This window comes from Pseudomonas sp. B40(2017), from assembly GCF_002112855.1.
GTDB lineage: Bacteria > Pseudomonadota > Gammaproteobacteria > Pseudomonadales > Pseudomonadaceae > Aquipseudomonas > Aquipseudomonas pharyngis.
The window spans coordinates 308,186-333,064 of record NZ_NEIT01000008.1 but is presented as its reverse complement, the minus strand read 5'-3'; the positions used below and the strand labels follow the sequence as shown (position 1 = coordinate 333,064).

Annotated in this window: 25 protein-coding genes; 10 read left to right on the top strand and 15 right to left on the bottom strand. The window is 60.2% G+C overall.

The window, feature by feature from the left end; all coding sequences use genetic code 11:
• Window positions 1-122: 122 nt before the first annotated feature.
• From msrQ to CAF76_RS24250, 6 genes are all read right to left on the bottom strand, one after another.
• Entirely contained in the window at window positions 123-746 is a 624-nt protein-coding gene (gene msrQ, locus CAF76_RS24275; protein WP_064599436.1) for a protein-methionine-sulfoxide reductase heme-binding subunit MsrQ, read from the bottom strand.
• A complete protein-coding gene (gene msrP / locus CAF76_RS24270) occupies window positions 746-1,759 on the bottom strand; it encodes a protein-methionine-sulfoxide reductase catalytic subunit MsrP (protein ID WP_085648770.1) in 1,014 nt (337 codons plus the stop codon). Before msrP ends, msrQ begins: the two co-directional genes overlap by 1 nt.
• Before the next feature lie 62 nt (window positions 1,760-1,821).
• Window positions 1,822-2,679 (bottom strand): CDP-diacylglycerol--serine O-phosphatidyltransferase, encoded by an 858-nt coding sequence (gene pssA, locus CAF76_RS24265; protein WP_039771608.1) that lies wholly within the window; start codon window positions 2,677-2,679, stop codon window positions 1,822-1,824.
• A gap of 147 nt (window positions 2,680-2,826) precedes the next feature.
• Entirely contained in the window at window positions 2,827-3,843 is a 1,017-nt protein-coding gene (ilvC, locus tag CAF76_RS24260; RefSeq protein WP_007959661.1) for a ketol-acid reductoisomerase, read from the bottom strand.
• Between the two features lie 48 nt (window positions 3,844-3,891).
• Window positions 3,892-4,383: an acetolactate synthase small subunit gene (gene ilvN, locus CAF76_RS24255; protein ID WP_003205610.1), complete on the bottom strand. Its 492-nt coding sequence runs from the start codon at window positions 4,381-4,383 to the stop codon at window positions 3,892-3,894.
• Window positions 4,384-4,385: 2 nt separating this feature from the next.
• Complete coding sequence (locus CAF76_RS24250; RefSeq protein ID WP_064600949.1) at window positions 4,386-6,110, bottom strand: acetolactate synthase 3 large subunit; 1,725 nt, start codon at window positions 6,108-6,110, stop codon at window positions 4,386-4,388.
• A 400-nt stretch (window positions 6,111-6,510) separates the two neighbouring features.
• Here CAF76_RS24250 and CAF76_RS24245 point away from each other — a divergent pair, with 400 nt between their 5' ends.
• Window positions 6,511-6,927, top strand: coding sequence for a DUF4124 domain-containing protein (locus CAF76_RS24245; protein WP_085648769.1), 417 nt, complete (start codon window positions 6,511-6,513; stop codon window positions 6,925-6,927).
• An 18-nt stretch (window positions 6,928-6,945) separates the two neighbouring features.
• Here the strand turns inward: CAF76_RS24245 and CAF76_RS24240 are convergent, their stop codons facing one another.
• The 3 genes from CAF76_RS24240 to mrcB are packed head-to-tail and all read right to left on the bottom strand — an operon-like array spanning window position 6,946 to window position 10,368.
• Window positions 6,946-7,281 carry a YqcC family protein gene (locus CAF76_RS24240; RefSeq protein ID WP_064599443.1) on the bottom strand — a complete coding sequence of 112 codons (336 nt, stop codon included), beginning with the start codon at window positions 7,279-7,281 and terminating at the stop codon, window positions 6,946-6,948.
• Window positions 7,281-8,027: a hypothetical protein gene (locus CAF76_RS24235; protein WP_085648768.1), complete on the bottom strand. Its 747-nt coding sequence runs from the start codon at window positions 8,025-8,027 to the stop codon at window positions 7,281-7,283. The genes CAF76_RS24240 and CAF76_RS24235 overlap by 1 nt, the downstream gene beginning before the upstream one ends.
• A gap of 16 nt (window positions 8,028-8,043) precedes the next feature.
• Window positions 8,044-10,368 carry a penicillin-binding protein 1B gene (gene mrcB / locus CAF76_RS24230; protein ID WP_064382056.1) on the bottom strand — a complete coding sequence of 775 codons (2,325 nt, stop codon included), beginning with the start codon at window positions 10,366-10,368 and terminating at the stop codon, window positions 8,044-8,046.
• 118 nt (window positions 10,369-10,486) lie between these two features.
• Between mrcB and CAF76_RS24225 the strand changes: the two genes are divergently transcribed.
• From CAF76_RS24225 to CAF76_RS24210, 4 genes are all read left to right on the top strand, one after another.
• The gene (locus CAF76_RS24225) at window positions 10,487-12,043 is read left to right on the top strand and encodes a bifunctional aminoglycoside phosphotransferase/ATP-binding protein (protein WP_085648767.1); all 1,557 of its coding nucleotides are present in this window, start codon (window positions 10,487-10,489) and stop codon (window positions 12,041-12,043) included.
• A 91-nt stretch (window positions 12,044-12,134) separates the two neighbouring features.
• The gene (locus tag CAF76_RS24220) at window positions 12,135-12,479 is read left to right on the top strand and encodes a pentapeptide repeat-containing protein (RefSeq protein ID WP_007959639.1); all 345 of its coding nucleotides are present in this window, start codon (window positions 12,135-12,137) and stop codon (window positions 12,477-12,479) included.
• 222 nt (window positions 12,480-12,701) lie between these two features.
• Entirely contained in the window at window positions 12,702-12,974 is a 273-nt protein-coding gene (locus CAF76_RS24215; RefSeq protein WP_003228231.1) for a TfoX/Sxy family protein, read from the top strand.
• Window positions 12,975-12,989: 15 nt separating this feature from the next.
• A complete protein-coding gene (locus CAF76_RS24210) occupies window positions 12,990-13,781 on the top strand; it encodes a Crp/Fnr family transcriptional regulator (protein ID WP_085648766.1) in 792 nt (263 codons plus the stop codon).
• A gap of 225 nt (window positions 13,782-14,006) precedes the next feature.
• Here the strand turns inward: CAF76_RS24210 and CAF76_RS24205 are convergent, their stop codons facing one another.
• From CAF76_RS24205 to CAF76_RS24190, 4 genes are read right to left on the bottom strand one after another with little or no spacing between them, the layout of a single operon-like run.
• Window positions 14,007-14,858 (bottom strand): ChaN family lipoprotein, encoded by an 852-nt coding sequence (locus CAF76_RS24205; RefSeq protein WP_085648765.1) that lies wholly within the window; start codon window positions 14,856-14,858, stop codon window positions 14,007-14,009.
• Between the two features lie 21 nt (window positions 14,859-14,879).
• Window positions 14,880-15,647: a heme ABC transporter ATP-binding protein gene (locus CAF76_RS24200; protein ID WP_085648764.1), complete on the bottom strand. Its 768-nt coding sequence runs from the start codon at window positions 15,645-15,647 to the stop codon at window positions 14,880-14,882.
• On the bottom strand, window positions 15,647-16,630 hold the full coding sequence (locus CAF76_RS24195) for an iron ABC transporter permease (RefSeq protein WP_178076195.1): 984 nt from the start codon (window positions 16,628-16,630) through the stop codon (window positions 15,647-15,649). The genes CAF76_RS24200 and CAF76_RS24195 overlap by 1 nt, the downstream gene beginning before the upstream one ends.
• 50 nt (window positions 16,631-16,680) lie before the next feature.
• Complete coding sequence (locus CAF76_RS24190; RefSeq protein ID WP_085648762.1) at window positions 16,681-17,553, bottom strand: hemin ABC transporter substrate-binding protein; 873 nt, start codon at window positions 17,551-17,553, stop codon at window positions 16,681-16,683.
• 162 nt (window positions 17,554-17,715) lie between these two features.
• Here CAF76_RS24190 and CAF76_RS24185 point away from each other — a divergent pair, with 162 nt between their 5' ends.
• The gene (locus CAF76_RS24185; RefSeq protein ID WP_085648761.1) at window positions 17,716-18,033 is read left to right on the top strand and encodes a Rieske (2Fe-2S) protein; all 318 of its coding nucleotides are present in this window, start codon (window positions 17,716-17,718) and stop codon (window positions 18,031-18,033) included.
• On the opposite strand, the gene sfsA is transcribed toward CAF76_RS24185, so the two are convergent.
• Together sfsA and CAF76_RS24175 are read right to left on the bottom strand one after the other, a co-directional pair.
• The gene (sfsA, locus tag CAF76_RS24180) at window positions 18,030-18,743 is read right to left on the bottom strand and encodes a DNA/RNA nuclease SfsA (protein ID WP_085648760.1); all 714 of its coding nucleotides are present in this window, start codon (window positions 18,741-18,743) and stop codon (window positions 18,030-18,032) included. The two genes, CAF76_RS24185 and sfsA, sit on opposite strands and share 4 nt — an antisense overlap.
• Complete coding sequence (locus tag CAF76_RS24175; protein WP_085648759.1) at window positions 18,743-19,915, bottom strand: pyridoxal phosphate-dependent aminotransferase; 1,173 nt, start codon at window positions 19,913-19,915, stop codon at window positions 18,743-18,745. Before CAF76_RS24175 ends, sfsA begins: the two co-directional genes overlap by 1 nt.
• Before the next feature lie 334 nt (window positions 19,916-20,249).
• Between CAF76_RS24175 and dksA the strand changes: the two genes are divergently transcribed.
• The 4 genes from dksA (at window position 20,250) to CAF76_RS24160 (ending at window position 24,865) form a co-directional block, all read left to right on the top strand.
• Window positions 20,250-20,693: an RNA polymerase-binding protein DksA gene (dksA, locus tag CAF76_RS24170; protein ID WP_039771633.1), complete on the top strand. Its 444-nt coding sequence runs from the start codon at window positions 20,250-20,252 to the stop codon at window positions 20,691-20,693.
• Between the two features lie 83 nt (window positions 20,694-20,776).
• Window positions 20,777-21,673, top strand: a complete 897-nt coding sequence (gluQRS, locus tag CAF76_RS24165; protein ID WP_085648758.1) for a tRNA glutamyl-Q(34) synthetase GluQRS — start codon at window positions 20,777-20,779, stop codon at window positions 21,671-21,673.
• Window positions 21,674-21,750: 77 nt separating this feature from the next.
• The gene (locus tag CAF76_RS28575; protein WP_003176118.1) at window positions 21,751-21,927 is read left to right on the top strand and encodes a hypothetical protein; all 177 of its coding nucleotides are present in this window, start codon (window positions 21,751-21,753) and stop codon (window positions 21,925-21,927) included.
• A complete protein-coding gene (locus CAF76_RS24160) occupies window positions 21,911-24,865 on the top strand; it encodes a sensor histidine kinase (RefSeq protein WP_166742304.1) in 2,955 nt (984 codons plus the stop codon). Before CAF76_RS28575 ends, CAF76_RS24160 begins: the two co-directional genes overlap by 17 nt.
• Window positions 24,866-24,879 lie beyond the last annotated feature (14 nt).

Below are 24,879 nucleotides of genomic sequence, written 5' to 3'. Positions count from 1 at the left end.
TCGATGAACTGAAACGATCCACTATCGAAACCTACTTAACTCATTGAATCTCAAGGAGTTTTCCGTTTCGACTGCGCCGGAAGTGGGGCGAATTATAGACCTCTGGAATTCGCCGTCAACACTTAATTTCGCTTTTCTTGAAAAACCTGCTTCTTACCCATCAAACGCGGGATCCGACGGGTCAAGGGAGGAATGCGCAGCGCTAGAAGGAAGACACCTATAAAGGCATAGATCGCCCACTCTTTGAGATCGGCACGTACGATCCATAACATATGCAGCAATCCCAACCCGAGAATCACATACACCAACCGGTGCAGCTTCTTCCAGCGGGTACCTAAACGGCGCTGGCTGTATCGGTTGGAGGTAACCGCCAATGCCAACAATCCCAGAAAACCCAAAGCACCCACAATAATGTAAGGACGCTTGCGCAGTTCGACGCCCAGTTGCGACCAGTCAAAACCGAGAATGAACGCCATATAGCTGCAAAGATGCAGAACCACATAGGCAAAACACCAAAGCCCCAACTGCCTGCGCACAGCAATCCACCCGGCCCACCCCGTAAGCTTCTGCAACGGCGTCATACTCAAGGTGATCAACAGCAACACCAATGTCCCGAGGCCCAGTCGATCAACCAGGACTTTCCCGGGATCAGGCCCAAGCAGATCCGCAAAGGCCTGATAGAACCAGAACAGCGGCCATATTGCCGCAGCCAGGAAAACACCTACGCGCCAGATCGGATATCGCATCAGTAGTTCTTCCGCAGATCGAGCCCTGTATATAAAGAAGCGACCTCGTCCGCATAGCCGTTGAACATCTGCGTATCACGCACATTCGGCTTGAACAGGCTGTTGGGCAACCGCCTCTCCCGCGCCTGGGTCCAACGTGGATGGTCGACCGTAGGGTTCACATTCGCATAAAATCCGTACTCATCCGCCGCAATGCTCTGCCAGGTCGTCTTTGGCTGCTCGCTGACCAGACTGATCCGCACGATGGATTTGACGCTCTTGAATCCGTACTTCCAGGGCACCACCAGACGCAAAGGCGCACCGTTCTGATTGGGCAATTCGCGGCCATACATACCTACCGCAAGAATCGCCAAGGGATTCATCGCCTCATCCAGGCGCAAACCTTCAACATAGGGCCAGTCGATCAGGGCAAATCCCGAACGCTGTCCGGGCATGCTCTTCGGATCCTGCAAGGTTTCGAAACGAATGTATTTGGCATTGGAAGTAGGTTCTACCTGCTTCAACAGCGCCGAGATGGGGAAACCAATCCAGGGAATCACCATCGACCACGCCTCAACACAACGAAGGCGATAGATGCGCTCTTCCAACTGGTAAGGCTTCATAAAGTCTTCCAGAGCATAACGCCCCGGCTTGCCCACCTCCCCGTCCACGACAACACTCCACGGTTCGGTTTTCAACGAACCGGCATTGGCCGCCGGGTCGCCCTTGTCGGTACCGAATTCATAGAAGTTGTTGTAATGGGTCGCGTCTTTGAAAGGTGTGATCGCCTCATCCTTGACGCTCACCGCCCCCCATTTGACAGAGGCCAGTTTCTCGGCAAACCAGGCGGGCGCCTTTCCGGCTTCGACATCGGCATAGCGGGCAGCCTCTTCGGCACTGGCCCAGCGCGGCAAAGTGCTCATGGCCAAACCGGCCGCGGTTGCTCCGAGCAATTGACGGCGAGAGAGATAAATGGATTCAGGCGTGACGTCCGACTCATGGCAGTCGGACGCTTTGGGGACTTTGATCAGCATGGCAACTCCGCAGCTTTGGAGGACAGATGCACCATAGACTGCGGAGTATGAGGGAAATTACATCACTCGGCGTGTTTGTGACGACGAAGATGCAACAGATACTGCACCGGGCCCGACGCGGCATAGGCGAGGAACACCAGCAGCAGAATGCGAGGCGGATCACTGAACACCACGGCAAACACCAGCACCACCGCCAGAATCGCCACGAAAGGCACGCGCCCCTTCAGATCCAGCTCCTTGAAGCTGTTGTATTTGATATTGCTGACCATCAGCATGCCGGCGGCCGCAACCATCAGCGCGACCAGGAACGACATCTTCGAACCCTGAATCCCGTAATCGCTGAACGCCCAGACAATCCCCGCAACAACGCCGGCAGCAGCCGGGCTGGCAAGACCGATGAAGTAGCGCTTGTCGGCGGTCCCCACCTGAGTGTTGAAACGCGCCAGACGCAACGCCGCACCCGCCACATAGATGAAGGCAACCATCCAGCCGACCTTGCCCATGTCACCCAGTGCCCAGCCGAAAGCCAGAAGCGCCGGCGCGACACCGAAGGCAACCATGTCCGACAACGAGTCGTACTCGGCACCGAACGCACTTTGGGTATTGGTCATGCGTGCCACGCGACCATCAAGGCCGTCGAGCACCATGGCGACGAAAATCGCGATGGCGGCAAAGGCGAAATACTTGCTCGCATTCGCCGCGTCCCCGGCACTCAAGGCAGCCTGGGCACTCATCGAGTTGATGATGGAATAGAACCCCGCGAACAGATTCGCAGTGGTGAACAGATTCGGCAGAAGATAGATACCACGATGCCGGACTTTACGGCCTTCTGCGTCATGCCCTTCTTCGATGTGCTCATCGATGGGCAGCAGGCTTTCGGCGTCTGAAGCCTGGTTCGGCTCTTCGGGACGTTCGCTCATGGACATTACCTTGCAACGGATTGGACATTTTCGACAGGTGTCTGGGACGACGGTTCGGCCACAAACGATGCAGCTTTATACCAGAACCGCCGGCCCATACGAAAAAACGCGGCCGAGGCCGCGTTTTTTCATACAAGGTTCGACGACTTAGTTTTTGGCTTTGTCGACGATCTTGTTGGCACCGATCCACGGCATCATGGAGCGCAGTTGCTCGCCGATGATTTCGATACCGTGAGCGGCGTTGTTACGACGCTTGGCGGTCATCGAAGGGTAGCCGGTTGCGCCTTCGCTGATGAACATTTTGGCGTATTCGCCGTCCTGAATACGTTTCAGGGCGTTGCGCATGGCCTGACGGGATTCGGCGTTGATCACTTCCGGACCGGTCACGTACTCGCCGTACTCAGCGTTGTTGGAGATCGAGTAGTTCATGTTGGCGATACCGCCTTCGTACATGAGGTCAACGATCAGCTTCAGTTCGTGCAGGCACTCGAAGTAGGCCATTTCCGGCGCGTAGCCAGCTTCAACCAGAGTTTCGAAACCGGCTTTTACCAGTTCAACGGTACCGCCGCACAGAACAGCTTGTTCGCCGAACAGGTCGGTTTCGGTCTCGTCCTTGAAGGTAGTTTCGATGATGCCGGTACGACCGCCACCCACGCCGGCGGCGTAGGACAGCGCGACGTTCTTGGCGTTGCCCGAGGCGTCCTGATAGATCGCGATCAGGTCAGGGATACCACCGCCCTTCACGAACTCGGAACGTACGGTGTGGCCCGGGGCTTTCGGCGCGATCATGATCACGTCGAGGTCGGCACGCGGAACAACCTGGTTGTAGTGAATCGCGAAGCCGTGGGAGAAGGCCAGGGTGGCGCCTTTCTTGATGTTCGGCTCGATTTCGTTCTTGTACAGCTGGGACTGGAACTCGTCCGGGGTCAGGATCATGACCAGGTCGGCACCGGCAACAGCGGCAGCCACGTCGGTCACTTTCAAGCCGTGGGCTTCAGCCTTGGCAACGGTAGCCGAACCTTTACGCAGACCGACGGTAACGTCGACACCGGAATCTTTCAGGTTGCACGCCTGGGCGTGGCCCTGGGAGCCGTAACCGATGATGGCAACTTTCTTGCCCTGGATGATCGACAGGTCGCAGTCTTTATCGTAGAAAACTTTCATGAATTTCCCCTTTATATCCAGGCCGTTCAGGCCATTCGCTAATTTGGTTTAGATGCTGAGTACTTTGTCGCCGCGGGCAATACCGGTGACGCCACTGCGGACGGTCTCCAGAATCGATGCGGTGCCGATGGACTGAATGAAGCTGTCGAGCTTGTCGCTGGTACCGGTCAGTTGAACGGTATACACGCTGGCGCTGACGTCGACGATCTGTCCACGGTAAATATCGGTGGTGCGTTTGATCTCGGCGCGCTGGGCGCCAGTGGCCTTGACCTTGACCAGCATCAGTTCGCGCTCGATGTGAGCGCTTTCCGACAGGTCCACCAGCTTGACCACTTCGATCAGCTTGTTCAGGTTTTTGGTGATCTGCTCGATGATTTCATCGTGACCGACGGTGGTCAGCGTCAGACGCGACAGGGTCGGGTCTTCGGTTGGCGCCACGGTCAGGCTTTCGATGTTGTAGTTGCGCTGCGAGAACAGGCCGACTACGCGAGACAAAGCACCGGGTTCGTTTTCCAGAAGCAAGGAAATAATGTGCCGCATGATTAGGTACGCTCCGTCTTGCTCAGCCACATATCGCGCATCGAGCCGTCTTTGATCTGCATCGGATAGACGTGCTCGCTGGTGTCGACCGAAATATCGATCACGACCAGGCGATCCTTCAGGGCGAACGCTTCTTCCATCTTCGACTTCAAATCTTTCGATTCGGTGATGCGCACGCCGACGTGGCCATAGGCCTCGGCCAGCTTGACGAAGTCAGGCAAGGATTCCATGTAGGAGTGCGAGTGACGGCTGCCGTAACTCATGTCCTGCCACTGACGAACCATGCCCAGAACACCGTTGTTCAAGATGACGATCTTGACCGGCAAACCATATTGCAGGCAGGTCGACAGCTCCTGGATGTTCATCTGGATGCTGCCTTCACCGGTGACGCACGCAACATCGGTATCTGGGAAGCTCAAAGCGATACCCATCGCGGCCGGCAGACCGAAGCCCATCGTGCCCAGACCACCGGAGTTGATCCAGCGGTTCGGCTTGTTGAACTTGTAGTACTGCGCAGCAAACATCTGGTGCTGGCCCACGTCGGAGGTCACAAAGGCATCGCCCTTGGTCACTTCGCACAGGGTTTCGATCACGGTCTGTGGCTTGATCTTGCTGCCGTCGCCCTTGTCGTAAGGGAACAGGCCACGATCACCGCGCCACTCGTCAACCTGCTTCCACCAGCTGGCGACCGCTTCCTTGTTCGGGGTTTCGCCGATTTCCTTGAGGATCGCGACCATTTCAGTCAGGACGCTCTCCACCGGACCAACGATTGGCACGTCGGCCTTGATGGTCTTGGAAATCGAAGCCGGGTCGATGTCGATGTGAATGATCTTGGCGTTCGGGCAGAACTTCGGCGCGCCGTTGATCACGCGATCGTCGAAACGCGCACCGACCGCCAGGATCACGTCGGCATGGTGCATCGCAAGGTTAGCGGTGTAGCTGCCGTGCATGCCGAGCATGCCGATGAACTGACGGTCAGTGCCAGGGTAGGCACCCAGGCCCATCAAGGTATTGGTAACCGGCAGGTTGAGCATTTGCGCCAGTTCGGTCAGCGGCGCGGAGCCGTTGCCGAGAATCACGCCACCGCCGGAGTACAGCACGGGACGCTTGGCCGCCAGGAGCATTTCTGCCGCCTTGCGGATTTGCCCGGAGTGACCGCGAACGGCCGGGCTGTAGGAACGCAGTTTGGCTTTCTTCGGGAAGATGTATTCGAACTTCTCGGCCGGGTTGGTCATGTCTTTCGGGATATCGACCACGACCGGGCCCGGACGACCGGATTGCGCCAGGTAGAAGGCCTTCTTCATGACTTCCGGGATTTCCGAGGCGTGCTTGATCATGAAGCTGTGCTTCACGATCGGCCGGGAGATACCGATCATGTCGGTTTCCTGGAACGCGTCGGTACCGACCATGGTGCTTGGCACCTGACCGGAAATGATCACCATTGGAATCGAATCCATATAGGCAGTGGCGATACCGGTGATGGCGTTTGTGGCGCCTGGACCGGAAGTCACCAATACCACGCCGGCTTTACCGGTGGCACGGGCGTAGCCGTCAGCCATATGGGTAGCCGCTTGTTCGTGACGAACCAGGATGTGGGTCACTTCCGGTTCTTTGAACAGGGCATCGTAAACATGAAGGAGAGCACCACCCGGGTACCCGTAGATATATTTGACGCCTTCGTCACGCAAAAAGCGGACGAGCATCTCACCGCCAGATAAAAGCTCCACGTTGTTCACCTCTAAAACGCCAGAATACCGTCCACAAAAAGGCGAACGGGTCTTAATAGGTTTACTTCTCGGCAGAGCATGAGCGACGGTGGTCGCCGACTACGTCAGCACTGACTGAGCAAGTATTGGGATCGTCCCAAGTGTTGCGGGCCTTTCCCACCCAGCGCGAGGTAACGCGTTGCGGGTGTAACAGGTCGACGCGGATATGCGCCTCATGATCTGCCGAGAGGGTCTGCTTCTGGCAGTCCCTGTACAGCGGACTTTGGATTCTTCTGTTTCGCCCTCTGCAAGTCAAGCCGTCTATGTGCTTAATTGTGGGTAAGCACATGAGAACGCAAGAAAAAACCTGGAAACCGCTACTCTGTTAGCTTCAATTGCGCAGTTTTGCCAAGGAATCAGCATGCGAACGCTTCTCCTAATTCTGTTAATCAGCTCCAGCCCATGGTGCATGGCCACTCAGATCTACAAATGGGTCGACGCCCAAGGCGTCACCCATTTCGATCAACAGCCACCACAAGGGCAGTCGTCCACCGCCGTTAAGACGCCCTCCTCTCCCGCACCAATACCTGCCGCATTACCTGGCAGCGGTGCGCTGGGCGATCAGAAAGCCATCGATGACAAGGTCAAGAAGCAAGTGGCCGAACAACAGAATCAACTCAAGGCATTTTGCGAACAGGCGCGCACGAATCTCGCGCAACTGCAGAACAATCCGCGCTTGAGGGAGGAGGTGGAGGGAGAACTGCGGCGGCTGAGCGACGACCAGCGCCAGCAGCGTACTGAAGAGGCAAAGAAACAGATAGCGGAAAACTGCCAGTGACGACTGGCAGCTCCCGGCTCAGCGTGAAGCGGTGATCAGCAGGTCGAACTCTTTGAGCAATACCTGAAGCTGCCGATCCTTGCCCTGCAGGTTGCGTTGGGCAAAAACCATTTCGGCCATTTCCTGAATGCCCGAGGCATTGGGCAATGGCAGATCCTGTTCGAGGATCATCTTCATCCGCGGCAGGAAGATCCATTGCAGCCACTGCTCGAAATCAAGCGTGTCGACCGAAAACGGCTCGACGCTGCTCAGGGCTTCGACCGAGGGCTGGACGTCATCCCACCAGCCCTGGGCGCGCAGTTCGCGCTCGATCAACAGCAATTGATCGGCAACTTTGGAGAAACGACTGTCCATCACAGCGAAACCTTGGCCTTCTGACGGGCCTGAGTGGCGCCGGCGGAATCACCTTGTTTCTCACGCGCCTGAGCGATCAATTCCCACAGACTGGCCTGCAAGTCCGGACGACCATTGGCCATGGTCAGTGCGCGACGAGCGGTCTGCTCGGCTTGCGGCGCATCGCCCTGGGCCATGCGCACCTGCGCCAGACGGTAAAGTACTTGCGGCTCGCGCGGTGCTACACGCTGCGCACGCTCCAGGCTGGAGGACGCGCCGTTGAGGTCGCCACCGGCCTGCTGCTGTTGCGCAGTAGTCAACAGGGCGAGAACCGGGCCATCCAGTTGTTCATCGGCAGACAGACCACCGCCGCTGCTGGCCGAAGGAATGCCGCTCGGCGTCGAAGGCATGCTGTAGCTGCCGGAGCTGATCGGCGCCGACTCGACCGCCGACGGGTTGTACGGCCCCGGCGTGATGCCGCCGGACGCCGGGCCCGGAACAATCGGCGAAGTGCTGATCGGCGCCGAAGCCGCTGCGCCGCCCGGCACCATCACTACCACACCGGTATCGCCTTGCGGGATCGCTTGGGTCTGGGCCTGTGCAGGACGTTTCACCGTCGTTTGACGGAAACCGCCATTGGCCGAAATGCGCTCGCTGTTGGACACGGCGGTGCCGGAATCCACGACCGGGATCGAACCACGCTGTACGGTGGAGCAGCCGCTGAGCAAAGCCACGGCGGTCACCGCTGGAATCAACCACTTGTTCACTTGAAACCCTCTTTGCTTAATTCATCCAGCCCTTGACCCAATCCATCACCGACTCGCCCGATGCCGGGCTTTCGCCCGCACAGGAGGCGCCGGGTGGCGGTTCGCTGCCGCGAATATACGGCATCTGCACAGCGCCCGGACAGTTGGCATCGGAGCCTTGGCCGGTACGCGAATCGACCCAGGCCTGCACCACGTTATCCGGCTGCGGCATGTCCAGCGGCAGCGGGTCGGCCTTGCGCATGAAACTGGTCCAGACCTGCAACGCACCGGTGGCCCCGGTGAACGGCGTCTTGCCGTTGTCGTCACGACCAAGCCAGACCACCGCCAGCAGATCCTGGCTGAAACCGGCGAACCAGCTGTCGCGCGAATCGTTACTGGTGCCGGTCTTGCCCGCCAGTGTCAGGGTTCTTGGCAACACGTTATAAACCGAACTGCCGGTGCCTTCACGCATGACCCGCTGCATGGCGTTCTGGATCAGGTAGATCGAGGCCGGATCGAAACGCTGCTCGATCTGGAACGGATAACGCTTGAGCGGTTCGCCGTCGGCAGTCAGCACGCTGCGAATCCCGCGCATCGGCGTATTGAAACCACCGTTGGCAAGCGTCTGATACATGGTCGCGACTTCAATCGGGGTCATTCCGCCCGCACCGAGCAGCATCGACGGGAACGCCGGAAACTCGCGGGTCACGCCCAGGCGACCCAGCGTCTTGAGGACATTCGGAACGCCAACCGCCAGACCGAGGCGCGAGGTCGACAGGTTGTAGGAATGTGCCAACCCCTGATACAGGAACACCGTACCGTGGGAGCGGCGGTCATAGTTCTGCGGTTTCCAGACCTGACCATCCGCACCCTTGATTGAAAGCGGCTCGTCCGACAGCCAACTGGTCAACGTGTACTGGCTCGGCTTCTCCAGCGCCGTCAGATAAACCGCCGGTTTGATCAGCGAGCCAATCGGCCGCACCGCATCCAGTGCCCGGTTGAACCCGGCAAAACTCGCCTGACGGCTGCCGATCATGGCCTGGACTTCGCCGGTTTCCGGGTTGGTAACGACCATCGCCGCTTCGACGTCGTCGGAACCCTTGCGACCGGACAGGCGCTTGAAAGTGTCGTTGACCGACGCTTCGGCTTTCATCTGCAGAATCGGATCGAAGCTGGTGAAAATCCGCAGGCCTTCTTCGGTCAAGTCTTCGTCGCGGTAGTCTTCACGCAACTGGCGCTTGACCAGATCGATGAAACCCGGAAACGAGCTGTCGGCCAGCTTGCCGCGCGTGGTTACGCCCAGCGGCATTTTCTTCGCGGCAGCCACTTGTTCGGCGGAAGCGACGCCCTGCTGCTCAAGCACATCGAGCACCAGGTTGCGTCGCTCCAGCGCCCGCTCCGGGTTGCGACGCGGGTTGTAATAGGACGGACCTTTGACCATCCCGACCAACAGCGCGACCTGGTGCAGCTTCAACTCGGACAAGGGCTGGGCAAAGAAAAACTGGCTGGCCAGACCGAAACCGTGCACCGCCCGCTGACCGTCTTGACCGACAAAGACTTCGTTGAGGTAAGCCTCGAGGATTTCCTTTTTGTCGTAATGCAGCTCGAGCAGCATCGCCATCATCGCTTCGGTGAGCTTGCGGGTCAGGCTGCGTTCGTTGGTGAGGTAGAAGTTCTTGACCAGTTGCTGGGTCAGCGTACTGCCGCCCTGGGTCATCTTGCCGCCCGAGGTGTTGACCCAGACTGCGCGCGCAATCGATTTCGGCGACACGCCCCAGTGGCTATAGAAATCCCGGTCTTCCACGGCGACCAGGGTTTCCAGCAGATACGGCGGCACCTGATCGAGCTTGATCAGAATCCGGTCTTCAAGATTTTTCGGGTAGATACCGCCGATCATCAGCGGCTCCAGGCGTACCACGGAGAGCTTCGAACCGTTGGTCGCCGAGAGCTCGGCCACGTAATCGCCGGAGAACCGCACGCGCACTGGCTGCGGTTTCTCGAGGCCTTCATAGAATTGGAAGCCACGGGTATTCAGATCAACCGTGTTGCCATTGACCGCCGCCGCGCCGGGACCGTTGCTCACGGCTTCGCGGCGATAGCCCAGGGCATCGAGTTCGGTGAGGAAATCGTCCTTGCTCAGCTTTTGTCCGACGAACAGCTCGAGCGGACGCGCGTACACCTTGGCCGGGATGGTCCAGCGCTTGCCGGAGAACTTCTCCTGCACCACGGCATCGAGGTAAACGGCGAAGCCGGCCAGCACCACAAGGCCGACCAGACTGAGTTTAAGGGCCCAGCCCAACCATGGGCGCAGGCCCCGGGAAGCTGGTTTTTTAGGGGAACGGGGGGATCGAGTACGAGTCATGGCGGCGGATTATACGCACTTTATTCATACTCAACAGGAGCGCTCCGAGGTTTGCGTCGGGCTGGCGAGCGGCCATAATGAGCGCCTTGAATTTCCCCCAGTCTCTGAAGGATCGTCCGTGAGCCAGTCCCTGATCGCTGCCCTGCAAAACCCGGCCCTCTACCCGCATCCCGTCGAAGGGTTCCAGGTCATCGAAACCCATATTTCGTGGGTGCTGCTCACCGGTCCCTACGCTTACAAAGTGAAGAAACCGGTGAATTTCGGTTTCCTCGACTTCACCAGCCTCGAATCACGTGAGCACTTCTGCGGTGAAGAGCTGCGCCTGAACCAGCGCCTGACCGAAGATTTGTATCTGGAGGTGATTCCAGTGACCGGCAGCGCCGAAGCCCCGCAATTGGGTGGCGAAGGCCCGGCCATCGAATACGTGCTGAAAATGCGCCAGTTCCCGCAGACCGGCCTGCTCAGCACCCTACAAGCCAACGGCGAGCTGACCACCGCGCACATCGACGCGATGGCCGAGCAAATCGCCCGCTTCCACCTCAACGCGCCGAAAGTCCCGACCGAGCACGATGCCGGCACGCCTGACAGCGTGATGGCGCCAGTGCGTCAGAACTTCGAACAGATCCTGCCTTTCCTCAGCGACAAGAATGACCTGCTGCAACTCGACGCCCTGCAAGCGTGGGCTGAAAGCAGCTTCGATCGCCTCAAGCCGCTGTTCACCCAGCGCAAGGCCGACGGCTTCACTCGCGAGTGCCACGGTGACATTCACCTGGGCAACGCCACGCTGATCGACGGCAAAGTCGTGATCTTCGACTGCATCGAATTCAACGAACCGTTCCGCTTCACCGACGTCTGGGCCGATACCGGCTTCCTGGCAATGGACCTGGAAGACCGTGGCCTGAAATCCCTTGCCCGTCGTTTCATCAGCCAATACCTGGAACTGACCGGCGACTATCAAGGCCTGGAAGTGCTGAACTTCTACAAGGCTTACCGCGCCTTGGTGCGTGCAAAGGTTGCACTGTTCAGCATGCCGGCCGATGCGACGCCGGTGCAGCGCGCCACCACCCTGCGCCAGTACCGCAACTACGCCAACCTGGCGGAAAGCTACAGCACCATTCCTTCGCGCTTCATGGCGATCACCCATGGCGTGTCCGCTGTAGGCAAAAGCCACGTGGCCATGCGTCTGGTCGAAGCGCTGGGCGCGATCCGCCTGCGCTCCGATGTCGAGCGCAAACGCCTGTTCGGCGAGCAAACCGTTGCCAATGATGTTCAGGCCGGGATCTACAGCGCCGATGCCAGCACCGCGACTTATGCTCGCCTGCATGAAATCGCCGAAGTGATCCTGCACGCCGGTTTCCCGGTGGTGATCGACGCCACTTACCTCAAGCGCGAACAACGCGACAATGCCGCCAAGGTTGCCGAAGCCACCGGCGCGCCATTCCTGATCCTCGACTGCAATGCTCCGCAGGCAGTGATCGAGAGCTGGCTGGCGATTCGTCAGGCAGACAAAAAGGATCCGTCCGACGCGACCCTCGCCGTGATCGAAGTACAACAGGCCAACCGCGAAGCCCTGACGCCGGAAGAAATCCTGCGCAGCAAACGCGTGCAGACCAATGAATCCGGCACCCTGGACACCGTCGTGGCGCAAATCCGCCAGCGCCTGCCAGGCCTGTAAGAAACTATTTCGGCCGTGAAGCCCTCGCTCGCTTCACGGCCGTCAAATAGTGGCACTATAATGGCGTCATAAAACCAACAGGTGATTTGACATGAGCCAGCCGAAACTTCTCGACACCCCGCTTTATGCCTTGCTGCACAAAGACGACATCACAGGTTTCAACAATGAACGACCGAAAGACGGCCCGATCGACATGGTCGGTGGTGATTTCCGTGGCCTCGACCTGCGTGAACTGAACGCCGATGGCGTGGACTTCAGGGACGCCTACTTCCGTTCCGCCGACCTGCGCGGCATCGACTTCCGCAACGCTTCGCTGGAGGGCGCAAGCCTGGCCCACGCGCAGATTTCCGGGGCCTACTTCCCGCCGGAGCTGAGTGCCGACGAAATCCTGATGTCGATGAATTTCGGTACGCGCCTGCGTTATCGCACTCGCTAAAGCTTTTAAAAACCTGAACCGTCCAGCGCCCCCGCTTTGCGCTGGACTGCGTGCTATTGGTAATTCTCCCTCGCCCCGCTCAGTGCTGATTCATCAGCGAAAAACTGACGTTTCTTAGAAGCGTTTGCGTCGAATCCGACCAAACAACCACGCTTTTCCTACTGATGGCTACACTCCTGAGAAGCTCGCCCACGCACCATTCGGCCGTCGCAAGGAGGCTTGATGAATGATGAACTGCAACACCTGAAGAATCTTGGCAAGACGTCGGCGCAATGGCTGCATGCCGTGGGCATCCATAGCGCCTCCGACTTGCGTCGCCTGGGCGCGGTGGATGCCTACCGGGCCGTGCGTACCCGCGGGTTCCGGGCGTCGAAGGTGTTGTTGTACGCGATCGAAGGGGCGCTGATGGATGTGCACTGGAACGACATTCCCGCCGAACGCAAGGATGCGCTGAACAAGCAACTGGAAGCCATTTCCTCTCGCCACAAGAACTGACGAGCATTGACCGCCATGTACCTGCTCGGGGAACAATCGGCCAAGGCCGATGCATTGATCAACTACTTGCAGAGCTTGCCTGCGCAATGGCTCGAAGGCCTGGCGCCGTGCGGGCCGGCGCTGGAACTGGAAGCCACGGATGATTTGCTGACACGCTTGCCGGACGACCAATTGTTCTTGCTCACGCAAGGTGTCATCACCGGCAGAGTGAGCGGTCGCGGTCTGTTCTATTGGCATGAGGGGGACCTCATCGGCCTGCAGCAGGGGCCGGAATGGGCTGATTGCACCTTGGGCACGGATAACTCGCTGACGTTGCTGCCCTATCGACGAAGTGATTTGTTTCAGCATGTGTATAGCGATTCATCTCGCTCGGAGCAGTTTCTGCGCTACCTGCTGGGGCAAACGGCGCTGCTGGCCCACGCCGTTGCCGAGTTCAAGCCACGTGAGTTTCGCAGCACCAATGGGTTCAAGCGTGTCGAGGCCGGAGACGTTCTGCTACGCCAGGGCGATGTCGCTGACCATGTATTCGTGATTATCGAAGGACACGCCGAAGCCTTTGTTAATGGGCACAAGGTAGGCGATGTGCCCAAGGATGAGATCTTCGGCGCAATGGCTGTATTCACTGGCGAACCGCGCAACGCAACGGTCATTGCCCGGGAAGCGAGCACGGTGATGCTGATTCCCGGCGATCAGTTTCTGAGCATGACCCGCACCAATCCGAAAATCGCCCACAGCCTGATCGAAAGCATGGCGCGGCGTATCGACCAGCTCAACAAGCAGCTCACGGGATTTAACAGCCAGAACTGAAGCCCTGTTCGCGGGGCGTTTACGCCATTACCGGGACAAAACGACAAAAATGAAAAAACAGCAGTTGACTCGTTAATGAGAATCGCTATGATTATCACAACTGATCGCGAGATCAGTCGATATTCTGAAAAGCCCTTGGTTCGGACTCTCAGATTATCTCCTCATCAGGCTAATCACGGTTATTTGACCCGGTTTTTACCGGGTCTTTTTTCGCCTGTGGAAAAGTCATTCCTTGCCGAACTGCTTACGCATCTGCGCGCAATAATCCGGTTTCGGCGTGGCTGGGGTGAGCCAGACATAATCAGCCATCGCCGCCGTAACCCCACTGCCCTGCTCCGCCAGCATCAACACCGTCGGCGCTTGCGGCGCGCCCAGATCCAGCACATGCAGCGGCACCCCGACATCTTTGCGCGCGTGATACGCACCCGCCAGTAACAAGGCAGGCGCAGGCGCTGCCAGCAAACGCGAGGCCATGCGTCGATCCCGCTGTTGCTGAACGGCCAGCATCGCCGGCATTTGTGATGACGGCAGCAAGCCGCAGTGAGAATCGCCGATCTGCTCCAACAGCGTCTCTTTCACAGATTTGGCATTGCTGCGCTCACCGCTCAAAACCGGAGGATCGCGATAGAACGCGCGGATTTCGATGTTATCGAGGTTCGCCGCCAGCAACGGCCAGGATTGCGTCAGGGCGAACCGCACAATCGGTCCGTAGAGATTCCAGTCCCAACCCTCCTGCCAGGCCAATGCAGCAGGAAGATCAGCCGGTGGCGTTGACGCATGTCGTACGTCATCAACCCGCGACTGTTGATCGGGTGTCAGCATTTCCAACAGGAGACTGCCCTGGGGCCGCGCCTTTTCCAGGTTCTGTAACAGCCACAATTGAAGGGCATGGTGATCAGCGTTGTCATGCTGCTCACCAACAATCACCTGCGATGGACTGCTCAACCGAGCCAGTAATTGCTGCGCCGTCAGATGCTCGCCGCTGCGCAAATCACGGATCTCGCCCACGACCGGGGGCGCCGCAACATGCTGGCAACCTGCAAGCCACAACACCGCCAACAGCAAAATCCCGCGCATACACTCACCTCGATGACGAAATCAGCGGGCGATGATCAGCGGATGCCCGCGCTCCGGGTGCGGCTGCACCAGCACTTCCAGACCGAAAACTGCCTTCAACGATTCCGGACGCAATACCTGCTGCGGCGTGCCCAGCGCAACCGGGCGCCCGCGTTCCAGCAGCAGGATGCGATCACAATAGCGCGCCGCCAGATTCAGATCATGCAGGATCACCAGTACCGCCGCGCCATGATCGGCAAATTCGCGCACCGCTTGCAGCGTCGTGTGTTGATGCAACGGATCAAGCATCGAGGTCGGCTCATCAAGCAGCAGAGTCTGCCCCGCCTGCCCCGGCCAGAGTTGCGCCAGCACCCGCGCCAGATGCACCCGTTGACGCTCGCCGCCGGACAGCGCCAGATAACTGCGGCCACTCAGGTGCCCGGCATCGGCCGCCCGTAATGCGGCAGCGACGATCTCGTCGTCGCGCACCCGCCCGCTCTGATAAGGCAGACGCCCCATGCCAACCACTTCCTCAACACGAAAGGCGAAATCCAGGGTCGACACCTGCGGCAACACCGCCAGCCGCTGGGCGCGCTGAGTGCCGCTCCAATGACTCAAGGCCTCACCGTCCAGCAGCACTTCCCCCTCGTGCGCGCTCAACTCACCGCACAACGCGCCGAGCAAGGTACTTTTACCGGCGCCATTCGGCCCCAGCACGCCAAGCACTTCGCCCGGTTCGAGTTGCAGGCTGACGTCGGCCAGAACAGTCTTGCGGCCACGGCGGATGTGCAGATTGTGCGCACGCAGCATCAGGCACGCCCTCGCAGCAACAGATAAAGGAAGAACGGCGCGCCGATGAATGCGGTGACGATACCGATCGGCAGCTCCGCCGGCGCCAGCGCCAGCCGCGCAATCAGATCCGCCAGCAGCAACAGACTGGCGCCGGCCAGCACCGACGCCGGCAGCAATACCCGGTGATCCGGCCCGGCGAGCAAGCGCACCAGATGCGGCACCACCAGCCCGACGAAACCGATCATCCCTGCCGCCGCCACCGCCGCACCGACACCCAGCGCCGTGCAGAACACCAGCTCGCGCTTGAGCCGCTCGACATCGATCCCCAGATGCCCGGCTTCCGACTCGCCGAGCAACAATGCATTGAGTGCCGTCGCCCGACGCGGAAGCCAAAGTGCAACACCGGCAGTGATGATCAGCAGCGGCCACAACCGCGCATAGCTCGCGCCGTTAAGGCTGCCCAGGTTCCAGAACGTCAACGTGCGCAATGTGGCGTCGTCGGCCAGATAGGTAAACAGCCCCACCGCCGAACTGGCCAGCGCGGTCAGGGCAATCCCCGCCAGCAACATGGTCGCCACATTGGTCTGCCCGTTGCGGCGGCCGAGTCGATAGACCAGCGCAGTTACGCCAAGGCCACCGAGAAACGCACAAACCGACAGCAGATAAGGCCCGAACCACTCTGGCAGTCCGCCAAAAAACGAGCCGCCGACGATCGCCACCGCCGCGCCCAGCGCCGCGCCGCTCGAGACGCCAACCAACCCTGGATCGGCCAGCGGATTGCGAAACAGCCCCTGCATCGCCACACCGGACAGGGCAAGCACGCCGCCGACTGCCAGCCCGAGCAACGTACGCGGCAGACGAATCTGCCCGAGAATCAGTTCAGCCTGCTCCAGCCCGTCCGGCGCCAACGGCACACCGATCATGCGCAGCGCAGCGCGCAAGGTATCGAACAACGGCAGGCTGACCGGCCCCAATGCCAGCGACAGCCAGATCGCCAGCAGACACAGCAGGATCAGGCCGATGAACAAGCCACGGGGTTTGACCAGCGTGGTCATTGGCCGCTCGAGGCCGGATAGAAACCGTCAGACAGAGTCTTCAGCGCAGCCGGCAAACGCGGCCCGAGTCCGCCCACCAGCAGCGTCGGATCCAGCTCCAGCACGCGTCCGGTCTTGGCTGCACGGCTGGAATTGAGGATCGGGTTTTCCTTGAACAACGCCGCTTTTGCCGCCTCGCCGGTCAGCGCACGGTCAGCGAACACCAGCACTTCAGGATCAAGACTGGCCAGTGACTCCACGGAAAACGGCTTGTAACCGGTGTGGGTCGCGAGGTTATGCCCGCCCGCCTGTTGCAGCAGCCAATCGGCGGCGGTGTCCTTGCCGGCGATCAGTGGTTTGCCGCCGGCATGCCCGAGCAGCAACAGCACCCCGGGTGCTTTGTGCTTTGATTGCACCGCAACCACACGTGCCTTCTGAGCATCGAGTTGCTGTTGATAACTGCGCAGCAATTGCGCGGCCTGGCTTTCGGCCCCCAGCAACTGCCCCAGATGGGTGACGTTTTTTTCCAGCGTCGGCAGATCCGGCTGAGCCGAGAACAATTCCACCCGCACCTTGGCGCTGCGAACCTGGGAGATCACTGGCGGCGGGCCCATTTCTTCGGTGCCGATCAGAATGTCCGGGCGCAGGCTGAGGATGCCTTCGGCCGACAGGCTGCGCTGGTAGCCGATGCTCGGCAGGGACTTGAGGGAATGTGGATGCTGGCTGGTGGTGTCGACGCCCACCAGTTTGGCCTCGCCGCCCAGCGCACTGACCCACTCCGACAACGCACCGCCGGCGCTGACCCAACGTTGCGGCAACTCGGCCGCTGCAGCCTGGTGGCTGACCCAAAGTCCGACACACAGCACGGCAACGCGGGTACTCAGGCGCATAGACAGCTTCCTTGAAAGGTTTTCCCGGGCATCGGAACGGCAGGCCAAGTATCCTCGGCAGCGATCACCTCGCCACGGGCGAAGGCGGCCATTTGATAATTGTTTGCATTTGAACGTCAAGCTCGGACATATCCGGACACGAGCCGACACTTGAGGATAGCCATGAAGTTTCTTTGCGCGGGCGCCGATCTGGTTGAGAGCGGCAGTCGCGGTTTCGATATCGACGGGAAAAAACTGTTGGCTGTGCGCCGCGCGGGGCAGGCGTATGTCTATCTCAATCGCTGTCCGCATCGGGGCGTCGGTCTGGAATGGCATCCCGACCAGTTTCTCGACCCCAGCAACAGCCTGATCCAATGCGCCACCCACGGCGCACTGTTTCTGATCGAAGACGGAGAATGCGTCGCCGGCCCCTGCGCCGGACAATCGCTGACGGCCATCCCTTGCCATGAAGACGCGCAAGGGCTGTGGATCGACGTTTAACCGTTGAGCAGCACGTCCAGGCGCCTGTCGATCACCATCTCTTCATGGCTCAACCGCACGCCGTACGCCAGGACCTCGACCCCGCACGCCACCGCCTCACGTAGCGCAGCGGCGTAGGCCGAGTCGATTTCCTCGGCCGGGCGCACCGCTTCGACACCCGTGAGATTGACGCAGTACAACTGCACCGCGCGAATCCCGTCCCGGGCCAGATGCGCCAGCTCACGCAAATGCTTGGCGCCGCGCTGGGTCACTGCATCGGGAAATGCCGCAATCGCCGTGCCGTCAAAACCGAGAGTGACGCTTTTCACTTCCACGTAGGCCGAGCCCGTCGGGTAGTCGAGGCGAAAATCGATCCGGCTCTTTTCCTGCCCGTACGCCACTTCACGCTTGAGCCCGGTAAAACCGTTCAGCTCACTGATGACGCCGGCCTGCAAGGCTTCTTCGACCAGTGCGTTGGCGCGCCCGGTGTTGACGCAAAACAACCGGCCCTGCGGGGTTTCACCGACTTCCCAGGTGCCGGGCAGTTTGCGTTTCGGATCTGTGGAACGGCTGAACCAGACCTGCCCGCCCTCGACCTGGCAATTGAGCATTGAACCGGTGTTCGGGCAGTGAATGGTCAGCAATTCGCCGCCAACGGTTTCGATATCGGCGAGAAAACGCTTGTAACGGCGGATCAATCGGCCTTCTTCGAGCGGAGGATGAAAACGCATCAGCCTTGCCAGCTCTTCAAGCCACGGGCGATACGCTCTACCGCTTCCTGTAGGCGTGGGAGGTTTTGCGTGTAGGCAAAGCGCACGTGATGACCGGCCTGATAGCGGCCGAAATCCAGCCCCGGCGTGAATGCCACGTGTTCGGTTTCGAGGAAATGCCGGCAGAACGCGAAGGCATCGCCGCCGAACTGGCTGATATCGGCATACAAATAGAACGCGCCTTCCGGCTCCACGGCAATGTTGAAGCCCAGCTCCCGCAATGCCGGCAGCAGGAAGTCGCGACGACGGCCGAATTCGGCGCGACGCTCTTCGAGAATCGCGATGGTGTCCGGTTCAAAACAGGCCAGCGCTGCGTGTTGGGCCATGCTTGGCGCGCTGATGTAGAGGTTCTGCGCGAGTTTTTCCAGCTCACTGACGGCGGCATCCGGCGCCACCAGCCAGCCGAGGCGCCACCCGGTCATGCCGAAATATTTGGAGAAACTGTTGAGGACAAAGGCGCTGTCGTCCACTTCCAGCACACTGGCGGCGTCGGTGCCGTAAGTCAGGCCGTGATAAATCTCGTCCACCACCAGATACCCGTGACGCGCCTTGATGGCTGCGGATAACCCGGCCAGTTCATCGCGGGTCAGAATCGTACCGGTCGGGTTGGCCGGCGAAGCGACCAGCGCACCGACGCTGTCGTGATCCCAGTGGCGTGCCACCAGGTCCGGCGTCAGTTGATAGCGAACGTCCGGGCCCACCGGTACAAGCTGTGCCGCGCCTTCGACCAACCGCAAAAAGTGTCGGTTGCAAGGATAGCCGGGGTCGGCCAGCAGCCAGTGCTTGCCCGGATCCACCAGCAACGCACTGGCCAGCAGCAGCGCCCCGGAACCGCCGGGGGTGATGAGAATCCGTCGAGGATCGATGTTCAGGCCGTAGCGCGTTTGATAGAAACCGGAAATCGCCTCGCGCAGTTCGGGAATGCCACGGGCCGCGGTGTAGCGGGTTTTCCCCGCCGTCAGGGCTTGCTGGCCGGCGCGAATGATCGGCTCGGCGGTGGTGAAGTCCGGTTCGCCGATTTCCAGGTGGATCACGTCGTGGCCGGCGGCCTGCAATTCATTGGCCCGCGCCAGCAACGCCATGACATGGAACGGTTCGATCGCACGACTGCGCGCACTGTAGGGCTGAGCCATTGGCCTTCCTTCAACGAGGGAAAAGAAACGATTCTACCCATCTGCCGGAACGAGCGAGAACCCGCAGCGGTCACAGCCTCAAGAACACTGGACTGTAACGACCCGCGCGTACGCTCCAGGATTGACTAAAATCAGTGATTGAGCAGGTTTGCAGCACCGCCGGACATGGCTTGGCAAACATTTGCAAGCCCCATCGGCCACGCGCTCGACATCCGGGAGTAGCGCGGGTCGAATTGATCTGGTAAGTTCGCCCGCTTGCAGCCGCAGGGCCGGCAGGTGTCGGTGATGGAGCAATCCTGCGCAATGGATTACAAGAGTAGAGGCGGTCCATTTCATGCCCACCCAAGCAAAGCAACAGGCAAGTCAGACACTCAGCGGTTTCGAACCTTACGTCCCTAAAGAGGGCGAAGAGTACATGGGCGCGCCTATGCGTGCGCACTTCACCAAGATCCTGACCAAGTGGAAACTCGACTTGATGCAGGAAGTCGACCGCACTGTTGATCACATGAAAGACGAAGCGGCCAACTTTCCTGATCCGGCCGACCGTGCCAGCCAGGAAGAAGAGTTCGCCCTCGAGCTGCGCGCCCGCGACCGCGAGCGCAAACTGATCAAGAAGATCGACAAGACCCTGCAACTGATCGAAGACGAAGAGTATGGCTGGTGCGACTCTTGCGGCATCGAGATCGGTGTCAAGCGCCTCGAGGCCCGTCCGACTGCCGACATGTGCGTCGACTGCAAGAACCTGGCGGAAATCAAGGAAAAGCAGGTCGGCAAGTAATCCCGGCCTGAACGAAAAACGGAGCGTGCGAACGCTCCGTTTTTGTTTCTGCTGTTTTCTGACTCTCAAGTAACATCGCCCTCATGACTGCCAACACCTCCCCCGCCTACATTGGCCGCTTCGCCCCGACACCCAGCGGGCACCTGCATTTCGGTTCGCTGGTCGCCGCCCTGGCCTCTTATCTGGACGCGCGCTCGGTGGGCGGCCGCTGGCTGGTGCGCATGGAAGACCTCGATCCGCCTCGCGAGGAACCGGGCGCGCAAGCGGCGATTCTCAAGGCGCTGGAAAGCTACGGTTTCGAATGGGACGGCGAGATGGTTCGCCAAAGCGACCGGCACGAGGCCTATGCTCAAGTGCTCGACAGCCTGTTCAATCACGGCCTCGCCTACGCCTGCACCTGCTCACGCAAACAACTGGAGCCGTACCACGGCATTTATCCGGGACTTTGCCGCAATGCCGGCCATGGTCAGGAAGACGCGGCGATTCGCCTGCGCGTGCCGGAGCTCGAATACCACTTCATCGACCGGGTGCAGGGCGAATACCGCCAGCATCTGGGCCGCGACGTGGGTGATTTCGTGATCCGCCGCCGCGACGGTCTCTACGCCTATCAACTGGCGGTGGTACTGGACGACGCCTGGCAGGGCATCACCGACATCGTGCGCGGCGCCGATCTGCTCGACTCCACGCCGCGCCAGCTCTATCTGCAGGAATTGCTGGGCCTGCGCCAACCGCGCTACCTGCATCTGCCATTGATCACCCAGCCGGACGGCAACAAGCTCGGCAAGTCCTATCGCTCGCCACCGCTGGAAGCCGATCAGGCCACGCCATTGTTGCTGCGGGCCCTGCGTGCACTGGGGCAAAACCCGGGGCCCGAACTGGCCCACGCCTCGCCGCATGAACTGTTGAACTGGGGCAGCGCCCACTGGGATGCCTTGAAAATCCCGCGCACACTGACCCTGCCCGAAGCGCAACTGCTGTGACGACACTTGCAGTGGCGCGCCCATCCGTTACCATCGCCGCACGTTTTCGGGCACGCGCATAAAAAAGAGAGGCCGGGATGTACATCTATCGCTTGGTCCTGCTTCTGGTCGTCGGGATCTACCTGTTTTCTCCCGCCATCATGGATTGGTGGATCGACGCGACGGGCGCCTGGTATCGCCCTTATCTGCTCTGGCTGATCCTGATTGTCGTGACCTTCATCCTGCAGAGCCAAAAAGATGCCGATGAGCTTTAGCCTGACCCAGATGCTGCTGATCAGCGCCGCCTACCTGGCCGCGCTGTTCGGCGTGGCCTGGATCAGTGAACGGGGCATGATCCCGCGGGCGATCATTCGCCACCCGTTGACCTACACCCTGTCGCTGGGGGTCTACGCCAGCGCGTGGGCGTTCTATGGCACGGTGGGTCTGGCCTATCAGTACGGCTATGGGTTTCTGTCCAGTTATCTCGGGGTGTCCGGCGCGTTTCTGCTGGCGCCAGTGCTGCTGTATCCGATCCTCAAGATCACCCGCACTTATCAACTGTCGTCGCTGGCGGACCTGTTCGCCTTCCGCTTTCGCAGCACCTGGGCCGGTGCGCTGACCACGATTTTCATGCTGATCGGCGTCTTGCCGTTGCTGGCGTTGCAGATTCAGGCGGTTGCCGACTCCATTGGCATCCTCACCGGCGAACCGGTGCAGAATCGCGTGGCCCTGGCGTTCTGTGCGCTGATCATTCTGTTCACGATCTTCTTCGGCTCCCGTCACATCGCCACCCGTGAAAAGCACGAAGGACTGGTGTTCGCGATTGCCTTTGAATCGGTGATCAAACTGGTGGCCCTTGGCGGCGTTGGCCTCTACGCGCTATACGGCGTATTCGACGGCCCGCAGCAACTTGAACTGTGGCTGCTGCAGAATCAGACCGCCCTCGCCGCCCTGCACACGCCGTTGCAGGAAGGCCCGTGGCGCACGTTGCTGCTGGTGTTTTTCGCCTCGGCGATCGTGATGCCGCACATGTATCACATGACCTTCACCGAAAACCTCAACCCGCGCTCGCTGGTCAGCGCGAGCTGGGGCCTGCCGCTGTTCCTGCTGTTAATGAGCCTGGCCGTGCCGCTGATTCTCTGGGCCGGCCTGAAACTCGGCGCCACCACCAATCCGGAATACTTCACCCTCGGCATCGGTATCGCCGCCAACAGCAAGTCGCTGGCGTTGCTGGCCTATGTCGGCGGACTGTCGGCGGCCAGCGGCCTGATCATCGTCACCACGCTGGCGCTGTCGGGCATGGCCCTGAACCATCTGGTGCTGCCGCTCTACCAGCCACCAGCCGAGGGCAATATCTATCGCTGGTTGAAATGGACCCGCCGGGCACTGATCGTCGCGATCATCATGGCCGGTTTCTGCTTCTACCTGATGCTGGGCGCCGAGCAGGATCTGGCCAACCTCGGCATCGTCGCCTTCGTCGCGACCCTGCAATTCCTGCCGGGCGTGCTGTCAGTGCTGTACTGGCCGACCGCCAATCGCCGTGGCTTCATCGCCGGTTTGCTGGCGGGGATTGTGGTGTGGGTCGTGACCATGCTCTTGCCGCTGGTCGGCAACCTGCAAGGTTTCTACATTCCGCTGCTGAACATGATTTACGTACTGGACGACACCAGTTGGCACATGGCGGCCATCGCCTCGCTGGCGGCCAACGTCCTGATGTTCACGCTGATTTCGCTGTTCACCAATGCCAGCCCTGAAGAGGCCAGCGCCGCCGAAGCCTGCGCGGTGGACAACGTACGTCGCCCGCAACGCCGCGAATTGCACGCCGCCTCGCCGCAAGAATTCGCCACGCAACTGGCCAAGCCGCTGGGCGCCAAGGCTGCGCAGAAAGAAGTCGAACAGGCCCTGCGCGACCTGTATCTGCCATTCGACGAACGCCGCCCTTATGCCTTGCGCCGCCTGCGTGACCGGATCGAAGCCAACCTCTCCGGCCTGATGGGCCCGAGCGTCGCCCAGGACATGGTGGAAACCTTTCTGCCGTACAAGGCCGGCGGTGAAAACTACGTCACCGAAGACATCCACTTCATTGAAAGCCGCCTCGAGGACTACCACTCGCGCCTGACCGGGCTGGCCGCCGAACTCGACGCCTTGCGCCGCTACCACCGCCAGACCCTGCAGGAACTGCCGATGGGCGTGTGCTCGCTGGCCAAGGATCAGGAAATCCTGATGTGGAACAAGGCCATGGAAGAGCTGACCGGAATTGCTGCGCAACGGGTGGTCGGCTCGCGCCTGAGTACCATCGCCAATCCGTGGAAAGACCTGCTGCAAGGCTTCATCCATCTGCCGGATGAGCATTTGCACAAACAGCATTTGGCCCTCGACGGCCAGACCCGCTGGCTGAACCTGCACAAAGCGGCGATCGACGAGCCGCTGGCACCGGGCAACAGCGGCCTGGTGCTGCTGGTGGAAGATCTGACCGAAACCCAAATGCTCGAAGACAAACTGGTGCACTCCGAGCGCCTGGCCAGCATCGGCCGACTCGCGGCGGGTGTGGCCCACGAAATCGGCAACCCGATCACCGGCATCGCCTGTCTCGCACAAAACCTGCGCGAAGAGCGCGAAGAGGACGGTGAGCTGACGGAAATCAGCGGCCAGATCCTCGAACAGACCAAACGCGTGTCACGCATCGTCCAGTCGCTGATGAGCTTCGCCCACGCCGGCAGCCATCAGCACAGTGACGAGCCCGTCTGTCTGGCGGAAGTGGCCCAGGACGCCATCGGTTTGCTGGCGCTCAACCGGCGCAATTTCGAAGTCCAGTTCTACAACCTGTGCGATCCCGATCACTGGGTCGAAGGCGATCCGCAGCGGCTCGCCCAGGTGCTGATCAATCTGCTCTCCAACGCCCGCGACGCCTCGCCTGCCGGCAGTGCGGTGCGGGTCAAGAGCGAAGCCGGCGAACACACGGTCGATCTGATCGTCGAAGACGAAGGCAGCGGTATTCCGTCGAGCATCATGGACCGATTGTTCGAACCCTTCTTCACCACCAAGGATCCTGGCGAAGGCACCGGTCTGGGCCTTGCACTGGTCTATTCCATCGTTGAAGAGCATTATGGACAAATCACCATCGACAGCCCGGCTGATGTTCAGAGCCAGCGCGGCACCCGTATCCGGGTGACATTGCCGCGTCATGTCGAAGCGACGTCCGCTGTGAACTGAGACCGTCGAGAGTA

What these genes read in the sequence shown, in the direction of transcription:
- ilvN (WP_003205610.1), bottom strand. Translation starts at nt 4,383, where the DNA reads ATGCGGCACATTATTTCCTTGCTTCTGGAAAACGAACCCGGTGCTTTG.
- CAF76_RS24190 (WP_085648762.1), bottom strand. Translation starts at nt 17,553, where the DNA reads ATGCGCCTGAGTACCCGCGTTGCCGTGCTGTGTGTCGGACTTTGGGTC.
- sfsA (WP_085648760.1), bottom strand. Translation starts at nt 18,743, where the DNA reads ATGCGTTTTCATCCTCCGCTCGAAGAAGGCCGATTGATCCGCCGTTAC.
- CAF76_RS28575 (WP_003176118.1), top strand. Translation starts at nt 21,751, where the DNA reads ATGTACATCTATCGCTTGGTCCTGCTTCTGGTCGTCGGGATCTACCTG.
- CAF76_RS24245 (WP_085648769.1), top strand. Translation starts at nt 6,511, where the DNA reads ATGCGAACGCTTCTCCTAATTCTGTTAATCAGCTCCAGCCCATGGTGC.
- CAF76_RS24220 (WP_007959639.1), top strand. Translation starts at nt 12,135, where the DNA reads ATGAGCCAGCCGAAACTTCTCGACACCCCGCTTTATGCCTTGCTGCAC.
- dksA (WP_039771633.1), top strand. Translation starts at nt 20,250, where the DNA reads ATGCCCACCCAAGCAAAGCAACAGGCAAGTCAGACACTCAGCGGTTTC.
- gluQRS (WP_085648758.1), top strand. Translation starts at nt 20,777, where the DNA reads ATGACTGCCAACACCTCCCCCGCCTACATTGGCCGCTTCGCCCCGACA.
- CAF76_RS24160 (WP_166742304.1), top strand. Translation starts at nt 21,911, where the DNA reads ATGCCGATGAGCTTTAGCCTGACCCAGATGCTGCTGATCAGCGCCGCC.
- CAF76_RS24215 (WP_003228231.1), top strand. Translation starts at nt 12,702, where the DNA reads ATGAATGATGAACTGCAACACCTGAAGAATCTTGGCAAGACGTCGGCG.
- ilvC (WP_007959661.1), bottom strand. Translation starts at nt 3,843, where the DNA reads ATGAAAGTTTTCTACGATAAAGACTGCGACCTGTCGATCATCCAGGGC.
- msrP (WP_085648770.1), bottom strand. Translation starts at nt 1,759, where the DNA reads ATGCTGATCAAAGTCCCCAAAGCGTCCGACTGCCATGAGTCGGACGTC.
- CAF76_RS24175 (WP_085648759.1), bottom strand. Translation starts at nt 19,915, where the DNA reads ATGGCTCAGCCCTACAGTGCGCGCAGTCGTGCGATCGAACCGTTCCAT.
- msrQ (WP_064599436.1), bottom strand. Translation starts at nt 746, where the DNA reads ATGCGATATCCGATCTGGCGCGTAGGTGTTTTCCTGGCTGCGGCAATA.
- CAF76_RS24240 (WP_064599443.1), bottom strand. Translation starts at nt 7,281, where the DNA reads ATGGACAGTCGTTTCTCCAAAGTTGCCGATCAATTGCTGTTGATCGAG.
- pssA (WP_039771608.1), bottom strand. Translation starts at nt 2,679, where the DNA reads ATGAGCGAACGTCCCGAAGAGCCGAACCAGGCTTCAGACGCCGAAAGC.
- CAF76_RS24185 (WP_085648761.1), top strand. Translation starts at nt 17,716, where the DNA reads ATGAAGTTTCTTTGCGCGGGCGCCGATCTGGTTGAGAGCGGCAGTCGC.
- mrcB (WP_064382056.1), bottom strand. Translation starts at nt 10,368, where the DNA reads ATGACTCGTACTCGATCCCCCCGTTCCCCTAAAAAACCAGCTTCCCGG.
- CAF76_RS24205 (WP_085648765.1), bottom strand. Translation starts at nt 14,858, where the DNA reads ATGCGCGGGATTTTGCTGTTGGCGGTGTTGTGGCTTGCAGGTTGCCAG.
- CAF76_RS24210 (WP_085648766.1), top strand. Translation starts at nt 12,990, where the DNA reads ATGTACCTGCTCGGGGAACAATCGGCCAAGGCCGATGCATTGATCAAC.
- CAF76_RS24200 (WP_085648764.1), bottom strand. Translation starts at nt 15,647, where the DNA reads ATGCTGCGTGCGCACAATCTGCACATCCGCCGTGGCCGCAAGACTGTT.